At 64.7% G+C, this 25,332-nt stretch carries 23 protein-coding genes; 6 read left to right on the plus strand and 17 right to left on the minus strand.

The genetic code is table 11. From position 1 onward, the window contains the following. Positions 1 to 17: 17 nt before the first annotated feature. The 3 genes from QX034_RS19275 to QX034_RS19285 form a co-directional block, all read right to left on the minus strand. On the minus strand, positions 18 to 1,298 hold the full coding sequence (locus QX034_RS19275; protein ID WP_315700939.1) for a multidrug effflux MFS transporter: 1,281 nt from the start codon (positions 1,296 to 1,298) through the stop codon (positions 18 to 20). A gap of 243 nt (positions 1,299 to 1,541) precedes the next feature. Further along, complete coding sequence (locus QX034_RS19280) at positions 1,542 to 3,365, minus strand: aminopeptidase P family protein (protein ID WP_315700938.1); 1,824 nt, start codon at positions 3,363 to 3,365, stop codon at positions 1,542 to 1,544. A gap of 432 nt (positions 3,366 to 3,797) precedes the next feature. After that, positions 3,798 to 4,712, minus strand: coding sequence for a 50S ribosomal protein L11 methyltransferase (locus QX034_RS19285; RefSeq protein WP_315700937.1), 915 nt, complete (start codon positions 4,710 to 4,712; stop codon positions 3,798 to 3,800). A 308-nt stretch (positions 4,713 to 5,020) separates the two neighbouring features. Here QX034_RS19285 and QX034_RS19290 point away from each other — a divergent pair, with 308 nt between their 5' ends. Continuing rightward, positions 5,021 to 5,185 (plus strand): Flp family type IVb pilin, encoded by a 165-nt coding sequence (locus QX034_RS19290; protein WP_315700936.1) that lies wholly within the window; start codon positions 5,021 to 5,023, stop codon positions 5,183 to 5,185. 176 nt (positions 5,186 to 5,361) lie between these two features. Here the strand turns inward: QX034_RS19290 and QX034_RS19295 are convergent, their stop codons facing one another. After that, positions 5,362 to 6,969: an NAD(P)/FAD-dependent oxidoreductase gene (locus QX034_RS19295; protein ID WP_315700935.1), complete on the minus strand. Its 1,608-nt coding sequence runs from the start codon at positions 6,967 to 6,969 to the stop codon at positions 5,362 to 5,364. 213 nt (positions 6,970 to 7,182) lie between these two features. Between QX034_RS19295 and QX034_RS19300 the strand changes: the two genes are divergently transcribed. Next, positions 7,183 to 9,462, plus strand: a complete 2,280-nt coding sequence (locus QX034_RS19300) for a fused MFS/spermidine synthase (protein WP_315700934.1) — start codon at positions 7,183 to 7,185, stop codon at positions 9,460 to 9,462. Between the two features lie 123 nt (positions 9,463 to 9,585). Here QX034_RS19300 and QX034_RS19305 read toward each other — a convergent pair whose 3' ends face one another. Next, positions 9,586 to 10,365 (minus strand): L,D-transpeptidase, encoded by a 780-nt coding sequence (locus QX034_RS19305; RefSeq protein WP_315700933.1) that lies wholly within the window; start codon positions 10,363 to 10,365, stop codon positions 9,586 to 9,588. 276 nt (positions 10,366 to 10,641) lie between these two features. Between QX034_RS19305 and QX034_RS19310 the strand changes: the two genes are divergently transcribed. Next, positions 10,642 to 10,992: a hypothetical protein gene (locus tag QX034_RS19310; RefSeq protein WP_315700932.1), complete on the plus strand. Its 351-nt coding sequence runs from the start codon at positions 10,642 to 10,644 to the stop codon at positions 10,990 to 10,992. Positions 10,993 to 11,009: 17 nt separating this feature from the next. Here QX034_RS19310 and QX034_RS19315 read toward each other — a convergent pair whose 3' ends face one another. Both QX034_RS19315 and QX034_RS19320 read right to left on the minus strand, forming a co-directional pair. Beyond that, complete coding sequence (locus tag QX034_RS19315; RefSeq protein WP_315700931.1) at positions 11,010 to 11,771, minus strand: ABC transporter permease; 762 nt, start codon at positions 11,769 to 11,771, stop codon at positions 11,010 to 11,012. Continuing rightward, complete coding sequence (locus tag QX034_RS19320) at positions 11,768 to 12,688, minus strand: ABC transporter ATP-binding protein (RefSeq protein WP_315700930.1); 921 nt, start codon at positions 12,686 to 12,688, stop codon at positions 11,768 to 11,770. Before QX034_RS19320 ends, QX034_RS19315 begins: the two co-directional genes overlap by 4 nt. Before the next feature lie 294 nt (positions 12,689 to 12,982). Between QX034_RS19320 and QX034_RS19325 the strand changes: the two genes are divergently transcribed. Together QX034_RS19325 and QX034_RS19330 are read left to right on the plus strand one after the other, a co-directional pair. Continuing rightward, positions 12,983 to 13,711 carry a hypothetical protein gene (locus tag QX034_RS19325; protein ID WP_315700929.1) on the plus strand — a complete coding sequence of 243 codons (729 nt, stop codon included), beginning with the start codon at positions 12,983 to 12,985 and terminating at the stop codon, positions 13,709 to 13,711. Between the two features lie 126 nt (positions 13,712 to 13,837). Then, entirely contained in the window at positions 13,838 to 14,920 is a 1,083-nt protein-coding gene (locus QX034_RS19330) for a LysM peptidoglycan-binding domain-containing protein (protein ID WP_315700928.1), read from the plus strand. Here QX034_RS19330 and QX034_RS19335 read toward each other — a convergent pair. The 6 genes from QX034_RS19335 to QX034_RS19360 all read right to left on the minus strand — a co-directional run bounded on the left by QX034_RS19335 (position 14,872) and on the right by QX034_RS19360 (position 21,381). Continuing rightward, positions 14,872 to 15,495 carry an isoprenylcysteine carboxylmethyltransferase family protein gene (locus tag QX034_RS19335; RefSeq protein WP_315700927.1) on the minus strand — a complete coding sequence of 208 codons (624 nt, stop codon included), beginning with the start codon at positions 15,493 to 15,495 and terminating at the stop codon, positions 14,872 to 14,874. The genes QX034_RS19330 and QX034_RS19335 overlap by 49 nt on opposite strands. A 42-nt stretch (positions 15,496 to 15,537) precedes the next feature. Continuing rightward, on the minus strand, positions 15,538 to 16,563 hold the full coding sequence (locus tag QX034_RS19340) for an NAD-dependent epimerase/dehydratase family protein (protein WP_315700926.1): 1,026 nt from the start codon (positions 16,561 to 16,563) through the stop codon (positions 15,538 to 15,540). Beyond that, positions 16,564 to 17,115 carry a DUF962 domain-containing protein gene (locus QX034_RS19345; protein WP_315700925.1) on the minus strand — a complete coding sequence of 184 codons (552 nt, stop codon included), beginning with the start codon at positions 17,113 to 17,115 and terminating at the stop codon, positions 16,564 to 16,566. It lies immediately after the preceding gene. 441 nt (positions 17,116 to 17,556) lie between these two features. After that, the gene (locus tag QX034_RS19350; RefSeq protein WP_315700924.1) at positions 17,557 to 18,264 is read right to left on the minus strand and encodes an OmpA family protein; all 708 of its coding nucleotides are present in this window, start codon (positions 18,262 to 18,264) and stop codon (positions 17,557 to 17,559) included. After that, entirely contained in the window at positions 18,264 to 18,677 is a 414-nt protein-coding gene (locus QX034_RS19355; RefSeq protein WP_315700923.1) for a hypothetical protein, read from the minus strand. Before QX034_RS19355 ends, QX034_RS19350 begins: the two co-directional genes overlap by 1 nt. 94 nt (positions 18,678 to 18,771) lie before the next feature. Beyond that, on the minus strand, positions 18,772 to 21,381 hold the full coding sequence (locus QX034_RS19360; protein WP_315700922.1) for an ATP-dependent helicase: 2,610 nt from the start codon (positions 21,379 to 21,381) through the stop codon (positions 18,772 to 18,774). A gap of 290 nt (positions 21,382 to 21,671) precedes the next feature. On the opposite strand from QX034_RS19360, the gene QX034_RS19365 reads away from it, so the two are divergent. Continuing rightward, a complete protein-coding gene (locus QX034_RS19365; RefSeq protein ID WP_315700921.1) occupies positions 21,672 to 21,845 on the plus strand; it encodes a DUF1328 domain-containing protein in 174 nt (57 codons plus the stop codon). A 130-nt stretch (positions 21,846 to 21,975) separates the two neighbouring features. On the opposite strand, the gene QX034_RS19370 is transcribed toward QX034_RS19365, so the two are convergent. From QX034_RS19370 to QX034_RS19385, 4 genes are all read right to left on the minus strand, one after another. Continuing rightward, positions 21,976 to 22,617, minus strand: a complete 642-nt coding sequence (locus QX034_RS19370) for a hypothetical protein (protein ID WP_315700920.1) — start codon at positions 22,615 to 22,617, stop codon at positions 21,976 to 21,978. Beyond that, positions 22,614 to 23,465, minus strand: a complete 852-nt coding sequence (locus QX034_RS19375) for an OmpA family protein (RefSeq protein WP_315700919.1) — start codon at positions 23,463 to 23,465, stop codon at positions 22,614 to 22,616. Before QX034_RS19375 ends, QX034_RS19370 begins: the two co-directional genes overlap by 4 nt. Positions 23,466 to 23,467: 2 nt before the next feature. After that, complete coding sequence (locus QX034_RS19380; RefSeq protein ID WP_315700918.1) at positions 23,468 to 24,229, minus strand: MBL fold metallo-hydrolase; 762 nt, start codon at positions 24,227 to 24,229, stop codon at positions 23,468 to 23,470. A gap of 64 nt (positions 24,230 to 24,293) precedes the next feature. Next, entirely contained in the window at positions 24,294 to 25,091 is a 798-nt protein-coding gene (locus QX034_RS19385; RefSeq protein ID WP_315700917.1) for a roadblock/LC7 domain-containing protein, read from the minus strand. Between the last annotated feature and the right edge of the window lie 241 nt (positions 25,092 to 25,332).

The raw sequence follows: 25,332 nt of genomic DNA on the forward strand, positions 1-25,332 counted from the left end.
CGGATGACGAAGCGCCCTCACATCACGCCGGCCTCATCCTCTTCTGCTTCCTTGATCATCTCCTCGCTCACGGTCGCGTTGCCGCGCGGCACCAGGAAGATCATGCTGCCGGCGCAGGCGAACGACATCGCAAGGATGGCGGATGTCAGCGGTCGGGTCGTGGTGAAATGTCCGCCGAGATAGGCGCCAAACTGCGACACCAAGGCGCCGATTCCCATCTGCAGAAACCCCATGGCGCCCGATGCGGTGCCGGCCGCGCTCGGGCGCACGCTGATCGCGCCCGCCGCCGAGTTGGCCATGACCATCGCATTCGCAAACATCACCAGCATCTGGGTGCCGAACAGCATGACGGGGACCTGATTGAGGCCGAGCAGGCTCCAGCACACATTCAAGGAGCTGCCCGCAAGCTGTAGCGCTAGTCCGAACCAGATCAGCCTGTCGAGCGAATGTCGCGGCGAGAAGCGGACGCAGAACAGGTTGCCGACGAAATACGCAAAGCCGGTGGTCGCAAACCAGGCGCCATATTCGGCGCTCGAGCGTCCCATCTGGATCTCGACGATGTAGGGGCCGCCGCCGGCGAAGGTGAAGATGATCTGCGATGCCAGCACTTGGCACAGCATATAGCCGACGAAAGCGCGGCTCTTGAGCAGCACGACAACGTCGCCGCGGAAGCTGGCTCCTTCGGTGCGGGTCCGCCGGGTTTCCGGCAGCGCCAGCGTCACCGCGACCGCGATCGCGACCGACAGCGCCGCCACGACGTAGAAGATGGCGTGCCAGCCTAGCGCCGTCTCGATCAGGCCGCCGGTCAGCGGCGAGAGCATCTGCGCGATCATCATGACCGCGACGACCAGGCTGATCATGGCGCCGATGCGCTCGCGCGGATAGAGGTCGCGGATGATGGCGCGGCTGATCACCATGCCGCTCGCTCCGCCCAGGGCCTGCAGGAAGCGGGCGACGATCAGTTGCGGCAGGGTTTGCGCGAGGATGCAGCCGAGGCTTGCGACGATCGACAGCGCAAGGCCGGCCAACATCACCGGGCGGCGGCCGTAGCGGTCCGACAGCGGTCCTAACAGCAGCTGTGATAGCGCGATACCGACCATGTAGCAGGATACGGTCATCTGCACCACGGAGGCATCGCGGCCGAAGGTGGTGGCCAGCATTGGCAGCGCCGGAACCAGCAGATATAGCGAGATCGGCGCGAGCCCGGTCATCACGACCAACAGGACCAGCAGCAGGCGCGAATTCGCGACGCCGGCTTGCGCCGCAGCCTCGGCCGGCTTGCTGATCATTCCGTGCATTGCGGTGGCGCTCAGGTCGTTGCGAACGCGGCCGACTGTAGCGAGCTGCCACTTCGCCGAAATGGCTGTTTCGGCATACGCCTATGCCGCCAGCGGGACTGTTATCATCGCACGCGCAAGGATGTTGCAGGCGGTGATGCAAAACACGGCAGCTACAACCTCATCATTCCGGGTTCGAGACCTTTGGCCTCGTCCCGGAATGAGGGCGTGCTGATGCGCGTCCCGAAAGGACATCCCTTGCGGCTACAGCGCCGCGGTGACCGCATCGATCCAGCGCTGATCGGCCTCGTCCAACGCGTCGCGGACGGCGTTTCTGACCCGCGCATGATACGCATCGAGCCAAGCGCGCTCGTCCTCGCTCAACATCGCGGTGTCGATCAGGCGCCGATCGATCGGCGCGAGCGTCAGCGCCTCGAAGCCGTTCATCGGCTTCTCGGCTCCGGCAATGTCCTTTGCGACGACCAGCTCCAGATTCTCGATCCGGATGCCGAAGCCGTCGGTCTTGTAGTATCCGGGCTCGTTGGAGAGGATCATGCCGCGCTTCAGCGCGGTCGTGCCGAGCTTGGAGATCCGCGCCGGCCCCTCATGCACCGAGAGATAGCTGCCGACCCCATGGCCGGTGCCGTGCTCGAAATCGAGCCCGGCCTGCCAGAGGAACTGCCGCGCCAGACTGTCGAGCTGCGCGCCGGTGGCGCCATCGGGAAAGATCGCGCGGGCGATCGCGAGATGCCCGCGCAGCACGCGGGTGAAGCGGTCGCGCATTTCGTCGGTCGGGATGCCGATCGCGATGGTGCGGGTGACGTCGGTGGTGCCGTCCTGATATTGCGCGCCGGAATCGATCAGCAGCAGATCGCCGGGCATGATGCGCCGGTTGGTCTTGCGGGTGACGCGGTAATGCACGATCGCGCCGTTCGGACCGGTGCCGGCGATGGTCGGAAACGAGACGTCCTTGAGCGCACCGGTGTCGCGGCGAAACGTCTCCAGCGCTTCCACTGCGTCGATCTCGGTCAGGCTGCCCTTGGGGGCCTCGCGGTCGATCCAGGCCAGGAAGCGGGCCAGCGCGATCGCATCGCGACGGTGAGCGCGCCTTGTTCCCTCGATCTCGGTCGCGTTCTTGGCGGCCTTGAGCAGGCTGACGGGATCGGGACCTCGCACCGGCTTGCCGCCGGCGGTCTGGATCAGCCGGGTGAGCGCGTCGGCCGCGGTCGCGCTGTCCAGCGCAATCGTGGCACCGGATTGGGCGAGCTTGGTCAGGCTCGGCCCCAGGGCATCGGGCTCGACGACATCGGCGGACTGTTCGAGATGGTCGCGGGTGAGGTTGGAGAGTTTGCGGTGGTCGATGAAGATCGTCGGCCGGCCGGTCTTCGGCACCAGCGCATAGGACAACGGCAGCGGCGTATGCGCTACGTCGGCGCCACGGATGTTGAGGGCCCAGGCGACGTTGTGCGCGTCCGAGAGCACCAGCGCCTCGACGCCGAGCTTGTCGATCTCCTGGCGGATCCGCGCGAGCTTGCCGGCCTCGCTCTCGCCGGAAAATTCCGCTGCATGGATCGCGACCGGCGCCAACGGCGGCTGCGGCCGCTCGGTCCAGATCGTATCGACCGGATTGCTGTCGACCGCGACCAGTTCGGCTCCGGCCTTGGCGCAGGCCGCCGCCAGCCGTTCTGCCGCAGCGCTTGTGTGCAGCCAGGGATCGAAGCCGAACCGGTCGCCCGGCTGCAAATGGGCGGAAAGCCAGGTCTCCAGCGGTGGCTCGATCAGCGGTTCGACGGTCCACGCCTTGCCGTCGACCTGCTTGGCGGCCTGCAAGGTGTAGCGGCCGTCGACGAAAACCGCCGCCTTATGTGGCAGCACGACTGCCGCACCTGCCGATCCGGTGAAGCCGGTTAGCCAAGCCAGCCGCTCCTCGGAGCCCGGAACATATTCGTTCTGCTGCTGGTCGGCGCGCGGAACGATGAAGCCCGTCAGCTTGCGCTTGGCGAGTTCCTCGCGCAGCGCGGACAGGCGTGCGGTGAGAGCGACCCCGGCTTCGGGGTCCTCGAATGTCTGGAAGTGAGCTTCGAACATCGTCCGTCAGTCTACGGTCGCGCACGCGCATCCGCAATCAACCTTCCCCACCCGTCGTGTGCAGCGCATGAAGAATCTCCTTGCATTCGCCTGTGCAAAACGATTTGCTGTCTTACGCTAGTCATCCGAAAGAGATGCTGCGGGGAAACATAAAGACGTTGCGACGAAGGTCGAATGACCACGCTGTAGCGCCTTCAAGGAGTGCCTCAACTCAGCGGCGAGGGGACGCACGATGCCTGCCTTTACCTTCGAGAAGTTATCGACTCCCGCACCGGGAGGACCGGTAGAAGCGCCCGCCGAGAAGCAACGCAGTACGCTGGTTCAGCTGGTCAATCGTTTGGTGGCGCCACGCGTCAGACGCGATCAGCCAGCAAGAGATGAATCTTCCACTCGTCCGATCTCGAAGTAGTCGCCGCGCCGGCCGGCTCCGGCTCATCCCCGATCAGGCGTTTCCCCGACATATCGCAGCAGCAAGCTGCTCCAGCCTTCGATACGCCATTCGCGCACCGGCACCAGTCCGCGTGCGCGATAGGCTGCGACCACCCCGCGCGCCTGCGGGGTCAACAGGCCGGATAGGATGACGTGGGCGGAGGGCGCCAGGTGGCGCCGCATCGGACCTGCCAGCTGCCGCAGCGGGTTGGCGAGGATGTTCGCCATCACCAGGTCGAAAGGGCCCCGGCGGCCGAAGTCGGGTGCGGAGAAGCCCGTGGCGCCGATGACCTGCACCAGCGGTGCCACACCGTTGATCCGGGCATTGTCACGGGCGACCGCAACCGAGGCCGGGTCGATATCGCTGGCCAGGATGGCTTGGCGGCGCGCCTTGGCCGCGGCGATCGCGAGCACGCCAGTCCCGGTGCCAAGGTCGAGCACACGGCGGGGCTGATACGACTTCAACAGATGATCGAGCAGCAGCAGGCAGCCGCGGGTCGTGCCGTGATGGCCGGTACCGAAGGCGAGCGCCGCCTCGATCTCGATCCCGAGCTTGTTCGGCGGTACCCGGGCGCGGTCATGGCTGCCATGGACGATGAAGCGGCCAGCAGGCACCGGCACCAGATCGTCGAGGCTGGCCTTGACCCAATCCTTGGCCTCCACCACGTCGAAAGCGACGGTTTGGGCAATGTGCTGGCCAGCCGCTGCCGCGATGAGCTCGCGAACCAGCTCGCGATCCGGCTCTTCGGCGAAATGCACCGCGACATCCCAGTGTCCGTCCGGCCGCTCGAAAGAGGCCACGGCGGCATCGCTTTCGAAGAATATCTCGGTCAGGACGTCGACGGCACGACGGCCCGCACTCTCGTCGGGCAAGGTGAAGCTGGCGCGATAAGTGGCTGGGGTGGGAGATAGGGGCATCACGGGATCCGCAGGCAATTGGCCGCCGTGGTGAAGCGTTTTGGGCACCAAAGCAAGCGGGATCGGAAGCCGCATACGGAGTGGCTTCGGTTGCGAACTTCGGAATCCTGGAGCACCCGCCAATTTCCCGCACGGCTCACGACGGCGGAGCGCGGGCCGCTCGGCATGGTCGGAAATCACCGGGAAATTGCGTGGAATGTTCGGGAAAGTTGGATGATCCCCGTTTAAGCGATTTTAGCTTCCTGCGGGTATTGTTCCATCACGATCCCGACCAGCTCTGATCCAACGACAGGGGGAGTAAGGTGAGCATGAAATCAATGATTTTTAAGTTTTTGCGCAACGAATCCGGTGCCACTGCCATCGAATATGGCCTGATCGCGGCTGGCATCTCGCTCGCGATCATCGCGGCCGTCAATGGGCTCGGCACGTCGCTGGGCAGCAAGTTCGACTCGATCAACACGTCGCTGAAATAATCTTTTCGGCGCGGAATGCTTGGGCCGGGCGCTTGCGCTCGGCCTTTTTGTTTGTCACCGCGCGCAAGCGGGATCGCGGGGCGAACCTGTCCACCGCAGAAGCAGGCCTTTTCCACGACCTATCCCCAGACTTGTCCAACGCTCATCCACAGCCTCGTTCACGAGCTATTAGCCACTTACCCCCAGGCGAACAGCGCCCGATGGTCGGCCAGGATGGCCTGCGCGGCGTTGTGGCCGGGCGCACCGGTTACGCCGCCGCCAGGGTGGCTGCCGGAGCCGCAGTGATAGAGCCCCTTGAGCGGAGAGCGGTAATCGGCATGGCCAAGCATGGGCCGGGCCGAGAACAGCTGGTTGAGGCTGAGCGCGCCGTGGAAGATGTCGCCGCCGAGCAGCCCGAACTGCCGTTCCAGATCGAGCGGCGAGAGAATCTGGCGCCCGAGCACGGTCGAGGCGAAGCCGGGCGCGTAGCGGTCGACGGTCGCGATCATGAGATCGGCAACCTCGTCGCGATGATCATCCCAGGAACGGCCCTCCGGCAGCTCCGGGGCGACATGCTGGCAGAACAGGCTCGCCACGTGCTGGCCGGTCGGCGCCAGGCTGTCGTCGAGCGTGGAGGGGATCAGCATCTCGACCACCGGCTCGCGGCTCCAGCCATGCTCGCGCGCATCGCGATAGGCCCGGTCCATATAGGCGAGGCTCGGAGCGAGGATGATGCCGGCCGAAAGGTGGTCGCCATCGCCGGGGAGCACTGTGAAAGAGGGCAGGCGGCTCAGCGCCAGATTCATGCGGAAGGTGCCGGATCCGTTGCGCCAGTGCTTGATGCGCGCAAGGAAGTCGTCGGGCAGCGCATCGGCGGGGACCAGCTGCGTGTAGAGCAGCTTGGGGTTCACATTCGCGACGACATATTTGGCGCGGATGGTCCTGCCATCCTCCAGCACCACGCCCACGGCACGGTCGCGCTCGACGATGACTTCGCGCACGCCGGTATCGAGTTCGATCAGCGCGCCAAGGTCGCGCAACGCACGCGCCATGGCTTGCGTGATCGCGCCCATGCCGCCGATCGCGTGGCCCCATGCGCCCTTCTTGCCGTTCACTTCGCCAAAGGCATGATGCAGCATGACATAGGCCGAGCCTGCCGCGTACGGGCTTGCGTAATTGCCGACGATGGCGTCGAAGCCGAACAGCGCCTTTACCAGGTCATTCTCGAAGACCTCGTCGAGCATCTCGCCCGCCGAGCGGGTGAAGAGATCGAGCAGGTCGCGCTGCTGCTCCAGCGTCAGCGCGCGCAGCGCGTTGGCCGTAGTCAGCGCATTGACGGTCTCGCGCATGGCGGCGAGGCCAAGGCCTTCCACCAGGTTCGGCGGAGCGCGCAGCACGAAGGCGCGCAGGACGTCCGCGATCGCCTCGAGCCTGTACGAAAACGAGCCGATCGCCTCAGCATCATGCGCGCTCAACTTGGCAACCGAGGCGAGCGTGCGGCCCTCTCCCGTCAACAGATAGCGGCCATCGGGGGCGGGGAGGAAATTCTGCGCCCGCCGCTCGACGATCTTGAGCCCCCGCTCGTGCAGCTTGAGATCGGCGATGACGCGCGGATTGAGCAGGCTTACCGTGTAGGCGGCGACCGAATTGCGAAAGCCCGGGTGAAATTCCTCGGTCACGGCGGCCCCGCCGACAACCTTGCGCCGCTCCACGACATGCACCCGCAAGCCCGCCATCGCGAGATAGGCGGCGCAGGTCAGGCCGTTATGGCCGGCCCCGATGACGACGACGTCGGTTTCGTTCATGTCCGCTTCAAAAAGCCCTGATTAAAGAAGCACGGTTACGGCGACCGGAACCGGTTGTCCGGGACCGTGCTCTCGCGCCGCTGCGGCATGCCGTCAAGCGAAAGTGTGCTGCCGGCGCTGTCGCCTTACTGGCCTTCCATCCGCTATGTGTTGCCGGGACGTTGCGGACGGGCCATCCGCACCGACCTTGGCCGGATCACCGCCGGAGTTTCCATGACCTCAGTCGCGTCGTCCGTCGCCCATCAGCCCTCTGCCGCGCGGAATAGCCTGATCCTGGTGGTCTATACCGCCGCGATCTTCGTCAGCGCGCTGCTGTTATTCTCGGTGCAGCCGCTGTTCACCAAGATGGTGTTGCCGCGGCTCGGCGGCTCGCCTGCGGTGTGGTCGGTCGCCATGGTGTTCTTCCAGGCGCTGCTGCTCGCCGGCTATGCCTATGCGCATTTCCTGATGCAGCTTCGCAGCCGGGTGGTGCCGGTGGTCGTGCATCTCGTGCTGCTCATGGTGGCGATCCTGACCCTGCCGCTGTCGATCGCAAGCAGCTGGGGCGATCCGCCGACCTCGGGCTACGCGCTGTGGCTGCTCGGGCTGTTCGTGGTCTCGATCGGATTGCCGTTCTTCGCGCTGGCGGCCAACAACCCGCTGTTGCAAGCCTGGTTCGTGCGAACAGGCCATCCGGCCGCGCCCGACCCCTATTTTCTCTACGCGTCGTCTAACATCGGCAGCTTCCTGGCGCTGTTGTCCTATCCGTTCGTGATCGAGCCGATCTTCACCTTGCGCACGCAGAACCTGATCTGGACGGCCGGCTATGGCGTGCTGATCGTGCTGATTGCCGCGTGCGGGGCCTTGCTGTTGCGCGCGCCGGTGCAGACCGCCGTCCAGCTGGAGGCGGAGGGGAGCGATCTGCCGCCGCCGAGCTGGCTGTTGCGCGGGCGCTGGATCTTCCTGGCCGCGGTACCCTCAGGCCTTCTGATTGCGGTCACCGCGCATATCTCGACCGACGTCGCGGCGGCGCCGCTGCTCTGGGTGCTGCCGCTGTCGCTCTATCTGCTGACCTGGGTGCTGGTGTTCCAGTCGCGCCCGCTGCTGCCGCACAAATGGATGCTGGCGCTGCAGCCGCTGGCGATCGCCGGCGTCGTCGTGCTGCTGGCGGTCGGCGGCGAGCAGAACCTGTTGCTGACGCTCGGCGGTCATCAGCTCTGCTTCTTCCTGATCGCGATGGCCTGTCATGGCGAGCTGGCACGCACGCGCCCCGCGGCGAAATATCTGACCGGCTTCTATGTGGCGCTGTCGTTCGGCGGCATGGTCGGCGGTCTGTTCGCCGGGCTCATCGCGCCGTTCACATTCTCCTGGGTCGCCGAATACCCGATCCTGCTCGCGCTCGCGGCGCTATGCCGGCCGGCGGAGAAGGGCGAGCGACTCCCGCTCGTGACCCGCTGGTACTGGCTGGTGTTGGCGGTGCTTGCACTGGCGCTGATGGTGCCGGCGGAGATGACGAGCAAGGTCACGGGCTATCTGGAGGAGCATCGCGTTTGGGTGGTGGGATCGGTCGGGGTGCTGGCGGCGCTGCTCGCGATTTTGCTCAATGCCGACCGCTGGAAGATCTTTGCGACCGTGGTCGCTGCGCTGGTGCTGATCCGGCTTTATCCGGCGGATGACGGGCGGATCGAGACTGTCCGCAGCTTCTTCGGTGTGCACAAGATCGTGGTCACGGCGAACGGCCAATATCACGTGCTGATGCACGGCACGACCATTCACGGCGCGCAGAAATATCAGAACGACGACGGCTCGCCGGTCGCCGGACGCCCCGAGCCGATCACCTACTATCACAAGGACGGTGGCATCGGCCGCGCCATCACCGCCATTCGTGAACGCAAGGGTGCGCCGCTCAGGGTTGCCGTCATTGGGGTTGGCGCCGGCACGCTGACTTGCGCGGCCGAGCCCGGCGAGAGCTGGAAATTCTTCGAGATCGACCAGACCATGGTGGATACGGCGAGCGACCCGAAATATTTCAGCTATGTCAGGAATTGCGCGCCCGACTTCAAGCCGGTGATCGGCGATGCCAGGCTGACCTTCGCCAAGGAACCGGACGGCATCTATGACCTCATCATCGTGGACGCCTATTCATCGGATGCGATCCCGATTCACCTTGCGACCGAAGAGGCAATGGCGATCTACAAGGCGAAGCTCGCGCCGCAGGGCGCTGTCGTCATGCACGTGTCGAACCGCCACCTCGAACTCGAAAGCGTCGTCGTCGGCATTGCCGATGCCAACGATCTGAAGAGCTGGGTCTATGACGAGGATTCCGGCCGCGACGACGAATACATCTTCCCCACCGATGTCGTGGTGTCGGCGCGGGAGGAGGCCGATGTGGGCAAGCTCGCCTCGTCGGACAAGTGGACCGAGACCGAGCCGACCGAGGGCGAGCGGGTGTGGACTGACGACTATTCGAACATTCTCGGCGCGGTCTACCGCCGGCTCAGGGATGGCGACTAGCCGCGGAGCGTCGGCGTCGTCGCGTTTCCGCTCCTTCGCCGATCGAACCTTCTTTTTAGTGGGCTAAAAAACATGAACGGCGGGCTTTAGGGCCGCCTTTCATGTGTCGATGTCAGGACCAGCTCAGTCCCGATATGTGCCGCCGTAGTAGTAGTCCCGCGGCTGATAATAACGCTGGGGCTGCTGATAAGCCGGAGCGTTGTTGCCGTAATACTGGGGCTGCGGCTGCGGATAAGCCTGCGCATCGTAGACCCGACGGGTTACCCCACGCGGCGCGGGATAGCGCGCACCGTGGTCGCTGCCGTCGGCCGGGTAGATGTAGCCGTCGTCGGGCCGCTGCTGCGGCACGATCTGGCGACCTGGAAGCAATTGCGGCTGCGGCGTCAGCACCACCGGCTGGCCGGCGTCCTCATATTGTTGCGTGTCGCGGCGCGCCAGCGCAGTGCCTCGGTGCGGATTGCGCGCCAGCGCCACCGCAGCGGAGCCGGTCAAGGTCACGGTGGTGTTGAGGACGCCGTCCCTTTGGACGAGATCGTAGAGCGTGGTGGCATTGGCCTTCGACAGTCGCACGCAGCCATGCGAAGCAGGCGTGCCGAGGCGGCCTTCCGAATCCGTGCCATGGATCGCGTGCCCGATCTTGGTGAAGAAGATCGAGTGCGGCATCGGCGCGTCGTCGAATTCCTTGGAGTAGTGGTCCTCTTCCATGCGGAAGGCGCGGAAGGTGCCGCTCGGCGTTTCGCGCGAGGGAATGCCGGTCGAGACCGGCCAGTGATAGCGCTCCACGCCGTCGACCGCGACCGTCATCATCTGGTTGTTCTTATCGACGGTGATGTCGACCTTTGCCAACGCAGGCGTGCCGGTCAGCAGAATCAATCCGGCAAGCGCAAAAAGGGTGGTACGCATGTGACCTCTGGCCTCCGGGCCTTTGCAGTTCTAGTCCCCACCGAGCTCGTGTCCCTCGGCCTGCAATATGTCGGAAATTGCATATTTGTTCCAGCCTCAGGACCCTCTCATCCTTAATGGCCCGCGCGGCGCAAGCAAGTCGTGGGCGCGGCGGCGCGAGTGACATTTTCGCGAGTCGGCGTTCACCAGCACTGCGGCCGTCATATGCCTGCAACCATTTGGCCGGATCTGCGTTATATTGATCCTTCCCCGTCCACCTTCCGAAGCAGGATGACAATGCAAAAAGACAGAGCCAGGACGGCGACGGTCCGCGACCGCTCGCCGCAACGTCTGACGGGTGCCCTCGCGGCGCTCGCTCTTGCCGCCCTTGCAGCTGCGTGGCTGTCGTTGCCACCCCTCGCCCATGCCCAGGGCATCGTGGGCGGAGCGCGGGAGGGTTCCTACGAAGGCAATCGGATCGGCGGCCCGGTGGGCGGCGTCGTCGGCGGCGCGGTCGGCGCCGGTGTAGGCGGGGCGGTTGGTGCGGTCGAGGGCGTGTTCGGCGTCCCACACCGCTCCTATTACCACCGGCACTACCGCTGCCGCGGTTATCGCGACCGTTATGGCCGCTTCCACTGCTATCGCTGAGATCGGGCTGTCGCGGCTCAGCGCTTGAGCCGGTAACCGGTCTTGAAGATCCACCACACCAGCGCCATGCAGATGGCGAGGAAGGTCAGCGTCATGACGATGCTGACGACGACGTTGACGTCGGCGATCTCGTAGAAGCTCCAGCGGAAGCCGGAGATCAGATAGACCACCGGATTGAGCAGGGCGATCGAGCGCCAGGTCGGCGGCAGCATGTTGACGGAGTAGAAGCTGCCGCCGAGGAAGGTCAGCGGCGTCACCACCAGCATCGGGATCATCTGCAGCTTCTCGAAGCCATCCGCCCAGATGCCGATAATGAAGCCGAACAGGCTGAAGGTGACGGCGGTCAGCACCAGGAAGATCAGCATCCACACCGGATGATGAATCTGCAGCGGTACGAACAGGGCGGCGGTCGCCAGGATGATCAGGCCGAGAATGATCGATTTGGTGGCGGCCGCGCCGACATAGCCGAGCACGATCTCGAAATGGGAGATCGGCGCGGAGAGGATCTCATAGATCGTGCCGATGAATTTCGGGAAGTAGATCCCGAACGAGGCATTGGCGATGCTCTGCGTCAGCACCGACAGCATCACCAGCCCTGGCACGATGAAGGTGCCATAGCTCACGCCTTCGACATGGCTGATGCGCGAGCCGATCGCAGCCCCGAACACCACGAAATAGAGCGAGGTGGATACCACCGGCGAGACGATGCTCTGCAGGAGCGTGCGCCAGGTGCGCGCCATCTCGAACTTGTAGATCGCGCCGATTGCCCGGAAATTCATTGCCGCACCAAACTGACGAAAATGTCCTCGAGCGACGATTGCTCGGTCTCGAGATCGACGAAACGGATGCCGGCGGTCCTGAGATCGCCGAGCAGGCTGGTGATGCCGGTGCGCTCGCCCTTCGCATCGTAATCATAGCTCAAGCGCCAGCCGTCGTCGGACAGCGCGAGCTGGTAGGCGCTCAAAGCGTTCGGCACGGCATCGATCTTGTGCTGCAGATACAGCGTCAGGCGCTTCTGGCCGAGCTTCTGCATCAGATCGGCCTTGTCCTCGACCAGGATGATCTCGCCCTTGTTGATGACGCCGACGCGGTCCGCCATCTCCTCGGCTTCCTCGATGTAATGCGTGGTCAGGATGATGGTGACGCCGTTGGCGCGGAGTTCGCGCACGACATCCCACATGCCCTTGCGCAGCTCGACGTCGACGCCTGCGGTCGGCTCGTCCAGGAACAGCACCTGCGGCTCGTGCGCGAGCGCCTTGGCGATCATCACGCGCCGCTTCATCCCGCCCGACAGCGTGATGATCTTGGAGTCCTTCTTGTCCCACAGCGAGAGGTCCTTCAGGATCTTCTCGACCAGCGCCGGATCCTTCGGCTTGCCGAACAGGCCGCGGCTGAAGCTGACGGTTCCCCAAACGCTCTCGAACGAATCGGTGTGCAACTCCTGCGGCACCAGCCCGATCTGCGAACGGGCGGCCCGATAATCGCTGATGATATCGTGGCCGCCGACCGTGACCTTGCCGGCGCTCGGATTGGCGATGCCGCAGATGATGCTGATCAGCGTGGTCTTGCCCGCCCCGTTGGGGCCGAGCAGCGCAAAGATTTCGCCGCGCTGGATCTCGAGATCGATCTTCTTCAGCGCGGTGAAGCCGGATGCGTAGGTCTTCGTCAGACCTGAAACGGAAATGACAGGGGCCATAAGATGGGGCTGGATTGGGAGGGGACGGCAGGCAAACGGGCGGCGGTCGGGCAACTGCCGAAGGGCAGGCGACAGATAGGAAGGCAGCGGGTCGCACGCAATCGCGAGCCGCCGCGCAATTCGGTCGCTTTCGGGGTTTTTTAAAGGCTGAAAGCGATGATGTGTTGCAAGTGCGACACGATTCGGCGGTAACATGGCTTGGCAGGTTCGTCCGTGTTGCGTCTGCGAGCGTTGCGGGACTACGGTCGCGCCGTCGCGACATTTTATTCGCCTTATTCGCCGCGGAGGCCATCGATGACGCTACGAAGCCGCACCATGGGAACGGGTGCTGGGATTGTTCCGGTTGTCCGCTGGTTGAGCGCGGGTGCGCTTGCGTTGCTGTTGCTGCTGCCGCTCGGCGGCGTCTCGGCGCGGGCTGCGCCGACGGCGCCCGTGAATCCGGCCAGCACGACCCACGTCTATCTGCTGCGCGGCGTGCTCAACATCTTCTCGCTCGGGCTCGACGACATCGCCGCCAAGCTGGAATCCCAGGGCATCCCCGTGACCGTCGCCAATTTCGTGTCCTGGTCCTCGCTGGCCGACGAGGCGGCGGCGGGTTACCGTTCCGGCCGGATCAAGACGGTCATCCTGGTCGGGCACTCCTCAGGTGCCACGGCGCTGCCGGACATGATCGCCAAGCTTGGCCAGCTCGGCGTGCCGGTGAAGCTGGCGATCGGGCTAGATTCGGTATTCAAGACCAAGCTGGCCGCGGGCAATGCCGAGCGGTACATCAACTTCTACATCGCCAATGGTGCCGGCGAGCCGGTCCGCCGTGACGATGGTTTCCGGGGCAAGCTGGAAAATGTCGACGTCGAAGCGGTGCCTGGCGTCGGCCACATCACGATCGATAAGAACCTGATCATGCAGCAGAAGGTGATCGGGGCGATCGATTCGGTGGTGTTCAGCGGCAAGGGTGGGCGGCCCCAGCCCACGACCGTCGGTCGTCCGCAGCGCGCGGCGAGCGCGGTCGGCGCCCGCAACTGAGGTATTGGGCTGTTCCGTTCGGGCCTGGGGCCCGGGCGCGCCTCAAATTGTGCTGATTCCAGGGCGACAAGCGGCGGCGCAAGGCGATACCATTCGCCCTGCGTTTAATGTTGCAGGACGGCGCCCATGATCGGTCTGGGACGACCAACTTCCAAGAATTCCGTGAAGCTTCGCGCCTGCAAGGCGGCCATTTGGCTGGTCGGGGCATTGCTGCTCGCCGATGTCGCAGCGCTCACGCCGACGGCATGCCTCGCCGGTCCGGCCTCTCCCGTGGCGACCGGCGGCAAGCCGGCCGCACGCGCGGCCGTTGCGGCGGCACCTGCGGCCGTCGTCCCCGCCGACACCGCGCCGGCGGCCCCGCAATTCCCGCCGAAGGTCTATCTGTTTCGCGGCGCCCTGGGGCCGATCTTCTCCACCGGCATGGATCGTCTGGCCGAAAAGATCGAAAAGGCCGGCTTCTGGGCCAGCGTCTACGAATTCACGCTGTGCGATTTCATCGCTCTTCAGGTCGCCAAGAGCTACCGTGCCGAGCCCGCCCCGATCGTCCTGATCGGCCACTCGATGGGCGGCCTGTGCAGCGTGCGGATCGCGATCGCACTGCAGGAGGAGCATATTCCGGTCAGCCTGGTGGTGACGATCGATCCCGCGCATGCGACCAAGGACGTGCCGCCCAACGTGGAGCGCTTCTTCAACATCTTCCTGTCGGACAATGTGCTGGGTGGCGGCGATGTGAAGCCGCAGTCGGGCTATCACGGCCATTATGCGAGCTACGACATGAAGGATCATGACGAGGTCACGCATATCAACATCGACAAGATGAATGATGTCCACGCGCAGCTGGTCAACATGATCAGCCAGCTCAATCAGATCTCGGCGACGGCGGACCCCGATCCCGTGCCGCTGCGCTACCTGGTGCCGCCCAGCGTGTCGGTGGAGCTATGGGATAGCGGCACTCCGCTGACGGTACGGCCGGGCGACACGTTGGAGCAGATTGCGACGAATTATGGTCTGCCGCTGTGGGCAGTGCAGCAGGCCAATCCCGGAGCGGGCGGCACGCCGCTGGTTCCGGGCGAGCGCATCGTGATCCCGCGGCATCTTTTGCCGACCCCAATCAGTGCGGCGCAGGGCCAGCAGGGCGCCGACGCGGCGCCCGCTCCGGCTCAGCCGGCCGGCAAGAATGGGATGATCATCGGCACCCGGCGGCGATAGGCCGTGTAATCCGGGCCGAGCTCGGCGGAGAGGAAGACCTCTTCCATCTTGGCCTTCAGGCTCATGCCGAGCGAGATCAGGATCGCCCCCAGGATCGCGGAGATCGTGCCGACCGCGATACCCGTCGCCAGCATGCCGAGGATGAGCCCGGTATAGATCGGGTGGCGTACCATGCCGTAAGGCCCGGTATCGATGACCTTATGGCCTTCCTTGTGGGTGATCGCGTTCGACCAGAAGCGGCCGAGATGGATCCGCGCCCACCAGGTGAAGGCGATCCCTGCCAAGGTGACGATTGTCAGCAGGTAGACGCCCGTCGTGCCGGGGTTCCAGATCGGCTTCTCGCCGAGCACGCGCGACGTCCACGGCGTGAACAGGATGCCGCCGGCCACGATCAGGATGTGGTAGCGGCTCGCATGCAGCGTGGCGACATGCTTACGGGTCTGGCCCGACCAGAACGAGGCACCGACCCAGCTCGCCAGCCAGATCAGCCAGATGGTGGCAAGCAGGGAGGTCGGCCAAGTGGTGGTCCACCCGCTGAACGCGAACGTAATGACGTGGCTGAACTCGCCGGACATGTCCTGAAACCGTTATTTCGATTTAGATGCGGCCGCTCTTACCTATTCGGCCGCCGTACGAAAAGGGTGTTGTTTGACCTCGAGTCCGCTGCCTTGTTCGGCGGCGAGCAGGAAGGCGATGGTCTCCCGCAAGGTCGGTTCGATCGGGCGGGGCGTATAGCCGAGTTCCCGCCGGGCGCGGTCGATCGACAGGTCCGAGGCATAAAGCGCGATCCGTACGCCTTCGGCGGTGCCGGAGGGGGCGCGCCGCGTCACCTGATCGGAGATGAATTCCAGCAGCCATGCGGAGACTTCGGCGAGCTTGCCCGGCACCGGGATCGCCAGATGCTTGCGACCGCTGATCGCCGCGACCAGGTCGAGAATCCGGCTGAGCCGCAGGCTTTCGCCGCCGAACACGTAGCGGCCGCCGATCCTGCCGCGTTCCATCGCCAGGATCAGGCCTGCGGCGACGTCGCGGACATCGACCAGATTGACGATGAAGTCGAGATAGAGCTGGACCCGGCTGTCGAGGAAATGGCGCAGCATCTGCGAGGGCGGGGTCAGGTTGCTGTCATGCGGTCCGATCGGCATGGTCGGCGTGCCGATCACGACCGGGAATCCCTCGGCTGCGGCCTGCATCGCGCGCTGTTCGGCGAGCGCCTTGGAGCGCGTATAGGCGCCCGGCATGGCCGCGGCGGGCGGCGCGGTCAGGGCGGTCGCGGCGCCCTGGGTGCCCGGATAGTCGAACAGGATCGATTCGGTCGAGCAGTGCAGGAACCGCCGCACATTGGCATTGCGCGCGGCCGCCAGCACGGTTTCCGTGCCGATACAGTTGACGCGGTGGAAATCCTCGCGATCGGGCATCCACATCCCGGGCAGGCCGGCGAGGTGGTAAACCTGATCGACGCCGTTGACGGCCTCGCGCACGGCGGCCGCATCGAGCACCGAGCCCTCGAGATACTGGACTTCGGCGGTCATATGCGTGGGGCAACGGATATCGAGCACGCGCACGTCCACGTTCCGCGCGACGAGGGCGGAGACGAGGTGGTGTCCGATGAAGCCGCTACCGCCGGTGACGAGGACTTTCATTTAGGAATGTGAGTGCTGATCGCCTTGAAGCCGGTCCGATGCGCTCTGATCCGCTGACCAGGTGGGCGCGATGAGGTCTGCCACGGAAGGTCGGAAACCAAACGCCATGTACAATTTCGCCATCACAAACATCGGTCCGAGAAACAGATGGGCCGGGTGGTCCAGCAGCGAAGGATTGTTCCGCTCGAAGACCTTGTGACCGACCGTCTGGGACACGAAACCAAGGATCACAAGTCCGGCAAACAGGATCCATAGGGCCGTTCCGTGGACGTGATCCGCAATCATCATGGCCACAGCAAGGAGCAGGACCGCGAAGGCGAGAATGCCGGCGCCGAGCGCAGCATCGAGCAGGAGCCAGTAGGCGAAAACCGGCAGCGCCAGCACGGCGCCGAGGCTGATTCTCAAGCCCAACACATCGAAATGCCACAGGCTGAGTGGCAGGACGGCACCCGTGAACAGGAGAAGGATGCCGCAGACATGCATCAGGGCGTTGCGGGGATCTCGGTGGTACTCGACGTAATCGATCATCTGGCGTCGGAACAAGGCGTTCATGTCGGACTCGCTCGTCAATGATGACATCGATGCCGCGCAATCGACGGCCGCAAAGATGGGCCTATACCATCAAGAGGCAACATCGACAAACCGCGAATCGCCGCTCCTCAACCGGCTATTTTGTCGCGCTGGCCTCTGGTGCAGACCGGCGAATGCGGGTTCCAGGTCCGGTGCGGCATGTCTGAGGCTGAAGGACATGCCGAGTCCCGGCTCCAGTGCATGCTCCGGCCAACGCAGAGATGGTAGCAAATCCCTGATTTCAGTACGATTTTGAAGCTGCGGATTCGGGAGCCGGACTCCTGCTGCGGGCGGGAAACCCGGGTCCACCGCGACATGAACACGGCATTTTACCGATGGTCTTGTTTCAACTGCGTTTCAATTCTCGCATCGCACAGAAATCGTCGCGCAGTCCGTGTGCCAGCTTCAAGAGCGCGTCGCGAATTATCTGCGATGGCTTCGCAGCCCGTCAGTCTTGGCGCTCTTTCCAGCCTTGGTGCCGCCCTTCGCATCATTCTTGGGCTCGGCAGGGACCGCCGGCGCTGTGTTTTCTTCAGCCTTGGCGATCGTGATGATCTGGATCTGCTGGTTGACCGGCGCGGTCGGACGCGTCGGATCGAGCAACTGCTCCTCGCCGAGCCCGATCGATTGCAGTCGCTTGGCGGAAATCTTGAAGGTGTTGACGAGGATGTCGCGAATGGCGTCTGCCCGGCGCTGGCTCAAGATCACGTTGGCCTCGCGCTTGCCGTTCGCCTCGACGTGGCCGACGATCAGGAAGTTGTAGGGCAGCAGCGAGGAATGCACCATCGCGTCCGCAATGCGCCCCACGGTCTGGTAGGATTCCGGCTTCACGATCGGCGTGTCGACGTCGAAGGCGATATCCACATTGAACGTCGGCAGGTTCATCAATTCAGGCGCGATCGGCGGCCGCTTTTGTGGCGGCGGCTCGTTGCGGCCGCGCGATTTCGAGCGGTCCTGGGTCTGCTGCTTGAGGGCGGGCAGGTCCAGTGTCGGGGCCGCGTCCAGATGATCGAGCTGGCCGATGATGGCGTCGCGCGTCGCCTCCTGCGCGCGTGCAGGCAGGCTCCACGCCGCGCAGATCAGCAGCAGGATCACGACCGCGCCGAACGCAGCTTTCGCGGTCTGACGCATCAGCGATACCCCGCGTCCCCGATGGCCTGCTGACAGCGGGCGTTGACGCCGTTGCTGGTCACCAGACAGGGAACAGACTTGCTGGTTTCCTTGGTCGAGCCCCCGCACAGCTTGACGATTTCGCGTTGGCAGGCATTGGCGACGGCCACCCGTGCGCCGATCCGCTTTTGAATGGCGTCGAAGGCGCTCGGATAGGTCGCGCTGCATTGGGCAGAGAGGACGTCGCGGTTGCGCGACAGGCACTCCTTCAGACGCGAGGCATCGAGGTTGACGCCTCGGCAATTGGTGGTGATGTCGGCCGCGCAGTTCGCCGCGATCATTGCGGCTGCATCGCCAAAGCTCATCGTCTCGGCCGCCGCAAGCGACGGCACGACGAGTGCTGCGATGAGTGGAATGATGCCTCCCCGGACCATGGCCGCATCTCATACGATGGCGGCCGCCACGGTCAAGGCCCAACAAGGGCGAAGTTGTGCGTCCATGCGGCAGGACGCTGCACAATGTGTCTCGTCACGCCCGCTGCACGAAACTGTCGACGACCTTCTTCTCGCCGGCCTTGTCGAAGGCGATGGTCAGCTTGTTGCCGTCGATCTTCACCACATGGCCATAGCCGAATTTCTGGTGGAAGACGCGGTCGTCCAGGGCGAATTCCGAGGTCGTGCCCGTGGATTTCGCCACCAGTTCGCCCTCGATCGTCAGCGGACCGCGCCGGTTGCGTGACGAGAAGCCGCCGCCGAACGGATCGCGGCCGCCGAAGGGGGACTGGCTTTCCTCGAAGCCGCCGCGCTCCTGACTTTGCGCCTGACCCGGGCCGCGTCCGCTTGGGCCGCGATTGCGGGCCTGGGCGCGCTGCCAGCCCGGCGTCGCATAGGTCGAGCCGAACGCCTCGACATTGTCGAAGCGCGACGGCCCGTAGCCGCCGGCGCCGCCCCAGCCCGAGCCGCCCTTCGATTCGGTGATCTCGACGCTCGCCGCCGGCAGTTCGTCGAGGAAGCGCGAGGGGATGGTCGTGGTCCAGGTGCCGTGGATGCGGCGGTTGGTGGCGAAATAGATCTTGGCGCGGCGGCGCGCGCGCGTCAGCCCGACATGGGCGAGGCGGCGCTCCTCTTCCAGGCCGGCGCGGCCCTGTTCGTCGAGCGTGCGCTGGCTCGGAAACAGCCCTTCCTCCCAGCCCGGCAGGAAGACGTTCTCGAATTCCAGCCCCTTGGCCGAATGCAGCGTCATCAGCGACACCGCTTGTTCGTCGGCGGCACCCTCGCGGTCCATCACCAGCGAGATGTGCTCGAGGAAGCCGTGCAGGTTCTCGAACTCCTCCATCGAGCGGACGAGTTCTTTCAAGTTGTCGAGCCGCCCTGCGGCATCGGCCGAACGGTCCTTCTGCCACATCTCGGTATAGCCGCTCTCGTCGAGCACGATCTCGGCGAGCTGGGTGTGCGGCGTGACCTCGCTCTGCTTGCGCCAGCGGTCGAACTGCAGGAGGAGCCCACGTAAGCTTCCGCGCGCTTTCGGCTTCAGCTCGTCGGTCTCGACCACGGCGCGCGCTGCCTCGAACAGCGGGATGCGGCGCTTGCGCGCATGGTCGTGCAGCATCTGCACGGTGGCATCGCCGAGCCCGCGCTTCGGCACGTTGACGATGCGTTCGAAGGCGAGGTCGTCGGCGGGCGAATTGATCACGCGCAGGTAAGCCAACGCGTCGCGGATTTCGGAACGTTCGTAGAAGCGCGGGCCGCCGATCACCCGATAGGGCAGGCCGAGGGTGACGAAGCGGTCTTCGAACTCGCGCATTTGATAGGAGGCGCGGACCAGGATGGCGATCTCGTTGAGATGCTCGCCCTTGCGCTGCAGATCCTCGATCTCCTCGCCGATCGCGCGGGCCTCCTCTTCGGAGTCCCAGGCGCCGGTGACCGTCACCTTCTCGCCCTCGGCATCTTCGGTGCGCAGGGTCTTGCCGAGCCGGCCTTCATTATGGGTGATCAGATGCGAAGCGGCGGCGAGGATATGGCCGGTCGAGCGATAGTTGCGCTCCAGCCGAATGACCTTCGCACCGGGGAAATCGTGATCGAAGCGCAGGATGTTGTCGACCTCGGCGCCACGCCAGCCATAGATCGACTGATCGTCGTCGCCGACGCAGCAGATGTTCTTGGGGGGCGTGGGAGACTGCGCGGCATCGTCATTCCGGGGCGCGCCGCCAGGTGCGAACCCGGAATCTCGAGATGAGTCCCCATCAGTTCGAGATTCCGGGCTCGGCTCTTCGAGCCGCCCCGGAATGACGGAGGATGGGGTGACTGCGCGTGACTGACTCGGCGCCTGCGCCAGCAGCCGCAGCCAGAGATATTGCGCGACGTTGGTGTCCTGATATTCGTCGACCAGGATGAACTTGAAGCGGGTCTGATACTGCCGCAGCACGTCCGGGTTCTCGCGAAACAGCCGGATGTTCTCGAGCAGCAGATCGCCGAAATCGGCGGCGTTGAGGATCTTCAGCCGCTCCTGATAGCTCGCATACAGCTTGCCGCCCTTGCCGTTGCCGAACACGGCGGCCTCGCCGGAGGGCACCTGCGACGGCATCAGGCCGCGGTTCTTCCAGCCGTCGATCAGGCCGGCCAGCATGCGCGCGGGCCAGCGCTTGTCGTCGATGTTCTCGGCCTGCAACAGCTGCTTCAACAGCCGGATCTGGTCATCGACATCGAGCACGGTGAAATTGGATTTCAGCTGCACCAGTTCCGCATGGCTGCGCAGGATGCGGCCGGCGATCGAGTGGAAGGTGCCGAGCCAGGGCATGCCTTCGACCGCCTGGCCGAGCATGTCAGCAAGGCGCGCCTTCATCTCGCGCGCCGCCTTGTTGGTGAAGGTCACGGAGAGGATTTCGCTCGGACGCGCCCGGCCCTGACTCAGGATATGCGCGATGCGCGTGGTGAGGACGCGCGTCTTTCCGGTGCCCGCTCCGGCGAGCACCAGCACCGGCCCGTCCAGCGTCTCCACCGCCTCGCGCTGCTCCGGATTGAGCCCTGCGAGATAGCGCGGGCCGCCGGTTGCAGCCGCACGGGCGCGCGCCGCGATGCCGCCGGCGAGCGGCTGGTGGTCGGGCGCGGGAAAATGGCTCAGCTTATTCGGCTCGGTCATCAGCGAATCAATCTCATCTCCACGATGGCACCGCGGAGCGTCAAAGGGGAGCCTCATAGCAGGGATTGATGGCCATATGGGGCCGCCTGTCCCCGTTTTACAGACCTAAATGCGCCCGCCGATGCGGGGATTGCGCCTGCTACCGCCGATTCGTTCCAGTGACCGGCGAATTTTAGCCGTTTCCGGGCCCGGAACCATTGTTCCAGGGGCGGATTGTCCTGGCAACGCCACAGCGTCGGAGCGCTCCGGCCGCAATTGGAAAGACAGCTTCGAGAGATAGAGGTCGCGTCATGTTAGGCTGGGTTGTCACCTTCCTGGTCATCGCATTGATCGCTGGCATTCTCGGCTTTGGCGGCGTCGCCGGAGCGTCGATCGAGATCGCCAAGATCATCTTCTTCATCGCCGTCGTGCTGTTCCTGGTGTCCGCCGTGGTCGGCGTGGCCCGCGGACGCAGCCGCGTGTAGTCCGGCCTCATCCCTGACAGTGAGGTCGCGTCAAGGGCGCAGTGCCTCGGCGGAGGTGCTGCGCTCTTTGCTTTGAGTTGATGACGTGGTCCCGTTCGCTCGCGCTGCGCGCAAGCGCTGCTGGCGAACCTCAGGCGGGCATGAGTGCCAGCTCGATCTTCGTCACCGCCGGATCGAGCGCCACCGAGGCGAGCCGCGAATCGTTTGACAGGGCGGTCAGCGTCAGCTTCTGGTCCTGCACGCGGAAAATCCGGCACAGCGTCGTGGCATCGGAGGAATCGCGCAGCATGACCGAGAGCGGCGCGGCGCCATGCGCCTCTGCGATCTTCTCCGCCACCAGCGCCATCCGTGTCGCCGCGGCCGCGAGCCGCTCCTGGTGACGTGCGGCGGAATTGGCCGCGAGCGGCAATCCCTCCTCATTGGTCAGCAGGACCGTCTCGAAACGTCCGACCTCGGCGATCTTGTCGAGCAGCGGCACCAGCTCGCGACGCTCGCCGGCTTCGCTCGCAAGCTGCGCCAAGTCTAGCGAGATGCGCTCACGTTCGACCAGCGGGGCCAGCACGTCCTGGATCGTATTTCGCAGATTTGCATCCTGCTCCGTCACCTTCTGCCGGCTCTGCTCGCGCAGCTGGTCGAGGCTGGCGGCCTGAAGCTGCACCTGCCGGCGCAGAAGGTCGCGCGCCGTTGCACCCTTGCGGGCGCCGAACAGATAGCCCGCGCTCAGTAATAGAATAGCGGCGCCGAGGCCGCTCGCGATGGCAAAGATCGTCATGGTTTTTTCGCTGCCGCCTCAGGTCGGCCGCACTCCTCAACCCCGGCCATGCGCAGGATGGCGCTGCGCTCGCTTGCAGAGCCCGTGCCGCGGCCGCTCGGGGCTTCGCCCGCTCCGGCGGCACGAACCGCGATCTGTTTGGCCGGAACTCCGACGCGCTTGAGCTCGCCCGCGATCGCCTTGGCACGGGCATAGCTGAGCAGCAGATTGTAGTCCTCGGTGCCGGTCGTGTCGGAATGGCCTTCGATCAGCACCGTCGCCTCACCATGCCGCGGCAGCCAGCGGTGCAGCACCTCCAGCGATCGCCGCATGTCGCTCGGGTCCGGCCGGCTACTGTTGCGATCGAAGGCGATCGTCAGCGGCTGGAAACATTCCGTCGGCGTCGGCTTCGGGGCAGGCGGCTCGGTCACACTGAGCGTCGTCTTTGCCTCCGGCACGACAACCGGCGCTGGAGGCGTTTCTGGCGCAACCTGAGCGGCCACCGTCGCAGGTGCGGGACGCGCTTCCGCCGGTTGCGGCGGCCGAGGCGGCTCCGGAGGTCGAATGTCCTGCTGCGCGACCGGCTGGCGTTCAGCCGGCGGATTGACCCGCGGCCGCGGCGGCTCGGCCGGCACTGTTGCCACGGTGGCTGTGCGGAGCTGCGCGCTGAAGCTCTGCAGCGAGAGCTCTGCCGACGCCATCGCGATCATCGTGCCGGCGATCGCAAAGGCGATTGCGAGCCAGGCGGGGGCGTCCTCGCCGGCGACCGCACACGGATCGATGCCGCCGGCGTCGTGCCGGGGAAACGGCACGCGCTGGGTCAGCCTTTCAGGTGGTGGCGGGCCGGCAATGGAAGGCGGAGCCAGCATCTTCAGCCAACAGGAATCTTGAATTTCGGCGTGATCAGGTCGATGCCGCATTCGAGCTGCGCACACCAGTCGATGAACTGCCGGCTCATCGCTGCGGTGGGGAACAGCGCGCCGTGCTGCGGGGCGATGATCTCGATATCGAGCGGCCGGACCATGTCTGCCCAGGCCTTCATCACCTTGTTGGACGCGATGAAGCGCCGATGGAATCCTTCCATGTACTGCACATGCGCCTGGAAATCGCGGACCACCCTGTAGTCCGTTCCCAAGGAGGCGCCGAGGTCGCCGGAGTAGAGGATCTTCGAGATCGGATCGTAGAGCTGGAAGTTGCCTTCGCTGTGCAGGAAATGCGCGGGCAGCGCATACAGCTTGCTGCCGGCGAGATCGAACACCATGCCCTCGTCCGGGATCGGCTTCATCCGGTCGAGGACCATGTGGTCGAAGCAGAAATGCGAAACGAACCGGGTCCAGATCGAGGAGATATAGGCGTCGGCATCGGTGGTCATCAGCCAGCCGTTGATCGCCGCGACGATGTCCGGGTCCTGGTGCGACAGGAACAGATATTTCAGCTTGCCGCCGGAGAGCTGGCTGAAAGTCTCCGACAACACCTTGGCGTAGACCTTGTGGCCGCCGGGATCGAGAATCATGCCGACCCCGTCGTGAATGATCAGATGCTGGTTGGTCTGCACCGCGAGATCGCCCGCGGCGAAGTCTTCCAGCAGGATGTTCTTGTGAACGCCGTCGTCGTACAGGACGGTATTGGGCATGAACGCGTACTCCGCGCCGGTGCCGCCATGTGAAGCACGCGCCGGCCTGACTGATGTGACCGGCTTAGAGCACCTTCTGCAGCGAGCGGACTGCCTCGCGCATGTCGAAGAAGGTGAGCCCCAGTTTGCTGTTCTCGTTGGTCAATGCCAGCAGCAGGGCGCCGCGGCCGGCACTGACGAGAACGGCATAGCCGGACTCGCCGCGGATGATCACCTCCTGCAGATGGCTGCGGCCGAGCTCCATCGAAGCGCGTCCGCCAAGGCTGAGAAGCGTCGCGGTCATGCCGGCGACGCGGCTCTCTTCCATGTCGGCTGCGAGCACGCTGGCGATCATCAATCCATCTTCCGAGATCAGCGCGCACGCCTCGACCCCGAAGGAGTCGCTTTGCAGCTTGCGCAGAACGCGGTTGATTTCATCGAGCCGTGACATCGGCTTCTCCTCGACAATACGGGGGGAAAACATGGATTGAAATTGACTCTTGGCCATATCGTCGTGCTCGATTGTTGGCGTGGAATTGTCCGGAGCTGTGGCTGCCGGCAGCGGCGCTGCTGTGTCGTCGGCGTCCGATCGGGGGCCGTCGCTTGCGGCGGCGCGCGCCTCGATGGTCTCGACCGCGTCATCGAGGGCGCGCTGTTCGGCCTTGATCCGGGCCTTCGAGACCGGAGGCGTCATTGAATTGAGCTGGGAGATCAACGCGGCCCGCGCCGATTGATAGAACTCGGCCCGGCGCGCGGGATTGGCGTCCGGCAAGCTGTCCATCGCGCGCGACAATAGGATGAAGTAGTCGGCCGTCGTCACGCGATTGACGAACGGTTCCTCTTCCGAGCCTTGCGACCTCCGTAAGAGGTTTGCGATGCCCACAGCTACTCTCATCCTACTCAACGCAACACAACTGATCGGCAGCGTAACTTGTGTCTCACCTCGGCCCGAATGATCTGAATCAAATCACAATAAGATCACAATCTTCCCGGGATACCCTCCGTGGTAAGAGTTCACCGATTTGCGGGAGGAGTCGTCGCAGGTGATTTGCAGGTGCGACTCAAACCGGTCCGGTGATACGACGGACTGCAGGCAATCTTCGCAAAGTACGCATCGCATCGCC

This window comes from Bradyrhizobium sp. SZCCHNR3119 (genome assembly GCF_032487775.1).
Classification (GTDB): Bacteria; Pseudomonadota; Alphaproteobacteria; order Rhizobiales; family Xanthobacteraceae; genus Bradyrhizobium.

What these genes read in the sequence shown, in the direction of transcription:
- QX034_RS19275 (WP_315700939.1), bottom strand. Translation starts at nt 1,298, where the DNA reads ATGCACGGAATGATCAGCAAGCCGGCCGAGGCTGCGGCGCAAGCCGGC.
- QX034_RS19280 (WP_315700938.1), bottom strand. Translation starts at nt 3,365, where the DNA reads ATGTTCGAAGCTCACTTCCAGACATTCGAGGACCCCGAAGCCGGGGTC.
- QX034_RS19285 (WP_315700937.1), bottom strand. Translation starts at nt 4,712, where the DNA reads ATGCCCCTATCTCCCACCCCAGCCACTTATCGCGCCAGCTTCACCTTG.
- QX034_RS19290 (WP_315700936.1), top strand. Translation starts at nt 5,021, where the DNA reads ATGAAATCAATGATTTTTAAGTTTTTGCGCAACGAATCCGGTGCCACT.
- QX034_RS19295 (WP_315700935.1), bottom strand. Translation starts at nt 6,969, where the DNA reads ATGAACGAAACCGACGTCGTCGTCATCGGGGCCGGCCATAACGGCCTG.
- QX034_RS19300 (WP_315700934.1), top strand. Translation starts at nt 7,183, where the DNA reads ATGACCTCAGTCGCGTCGTCCGTCGCCCATCAGCCCTCTGCCGCGCGG.
- QX034_RS19305 (WP_315700933.1), bottom strand. Translation starts at nt 10,365, where the DNA reads ATGCGTACCACCCTTTTTGCGCTTGCCGGATTGATTCTGCTGACCGGC.
- QX034_RS19310 (WP_315700932.1), top strand. Translation starts at nt 10,642, where the DNA reads ATGCAAAAAGACAGAGCCAGGACGGCGACGGTCCGCGACCGCTCGCCG.
- QX034_RS19315 (WP_315700931.1), bottom strand. Translation starts at nt 11,771, where the DNA reads ATGAATTTCCGGGCAATCGGCGCGATCTACAAGTTCGAGATGGCGCGC.
- QX034_RS19320 (WP_315700930.1), bottom strand. Translation starts at nt 12,688, where the DNA reads ATGGCCCCTGTCATTTCCGTTTCAGGTCTGACGAAGACCTACGCATCC.
- QX034_RS19325 (WP_315700929.1), top strand. Translation starts at nt 12,983, where the DNA reads ATGACGCTACGAAGCCGCACCATGGGAACGGGTGCTGGGATTGTTCCG.
- QX034_RS19330 (WP_315700928.1), top strand. Translation starts at nt 13,838, where the DNA reads ATGATCGGTCTGGGACGACCAACTTCCAAGAATTCCGTGAAGCTTCGC.
- QX034_RS19335 (WP_315700927.1), bottom strand. Translation starts at nt 15,495, where the DNA reads ATGTCCGGCGAGTTCAGCCACGTCATTACGTTCGCGTTCAGCGGGTGG.
- QX034_RS19340 (WP_315700926.1), bottom strand. Translation starts at nt 16,563, where the DNA reads ATGAAAGTCCTCGTCACCGGCGGTAGCGGCTTCATCGGACACCACCTC.
- QX034_RS19345 (WP_315700925.1), bottom strand. Translation starts at nt 17,115, where the DNA reads ATGAACGCCTTGTTCCGACGCCAGATGATCGATTACGTCGAGTACCAC.
- QX034_RS19350 (WP_315700924.1), bottom strand. Translation starts at nt 18,264, where the DNA reads ATGCGTCAGACCGCGAAAGCTGCGTTCGGCGCGGTCGTGATCCTGCTG.
- QX034_RS19355 (WP_315700923.1), bottom strand. Translation starts at nt 18,677, where the DNA reads ATGGTCCGGGGAGGCATCATTCCACTCATCGCAGCACTCGTCGTGCCG.
- QX034_RS19360 (WP_315700922.1), bottom strand. Translation starts at nt 21,381, where the DNA reads ATGACCGAGCCGAATAAGCTGAGCCATTTTCCCGCGCCCGACCACCAG.
- QX034_RS19365 (WP_315700921.1), top strand. Translation starts at nt 21,672, where the DNA reads ATGTTAGGCTGGGTTGTCACCTTCCTGGTCATCGCATTGATCGCTGGC.
- QX034_RS19370 (WP_315700920.1), bottom strand. Translation starts at nt 22,617, where the DNA reads ATGACGATCTTTGCCATCGCGAGCGGCCTCGGCGCCGCTATTCTATTA.
- QX034_RS19375 (WP_315700919.1), bottom strand. Translation starts at nt 23,465, where the DNA reads ATGCTGGCTCCGCCTTCCATTGCCGGCCCGCCACCACCTGAAAGGCTG.
- QX034_RS19380 (WP_315700918.1), bottom strand. Translation starts at nt 24,229, where the DNA reads ATGCCCAATACCGTCCTGTACGACGACGGCGTTCACAAGAACATCCTG.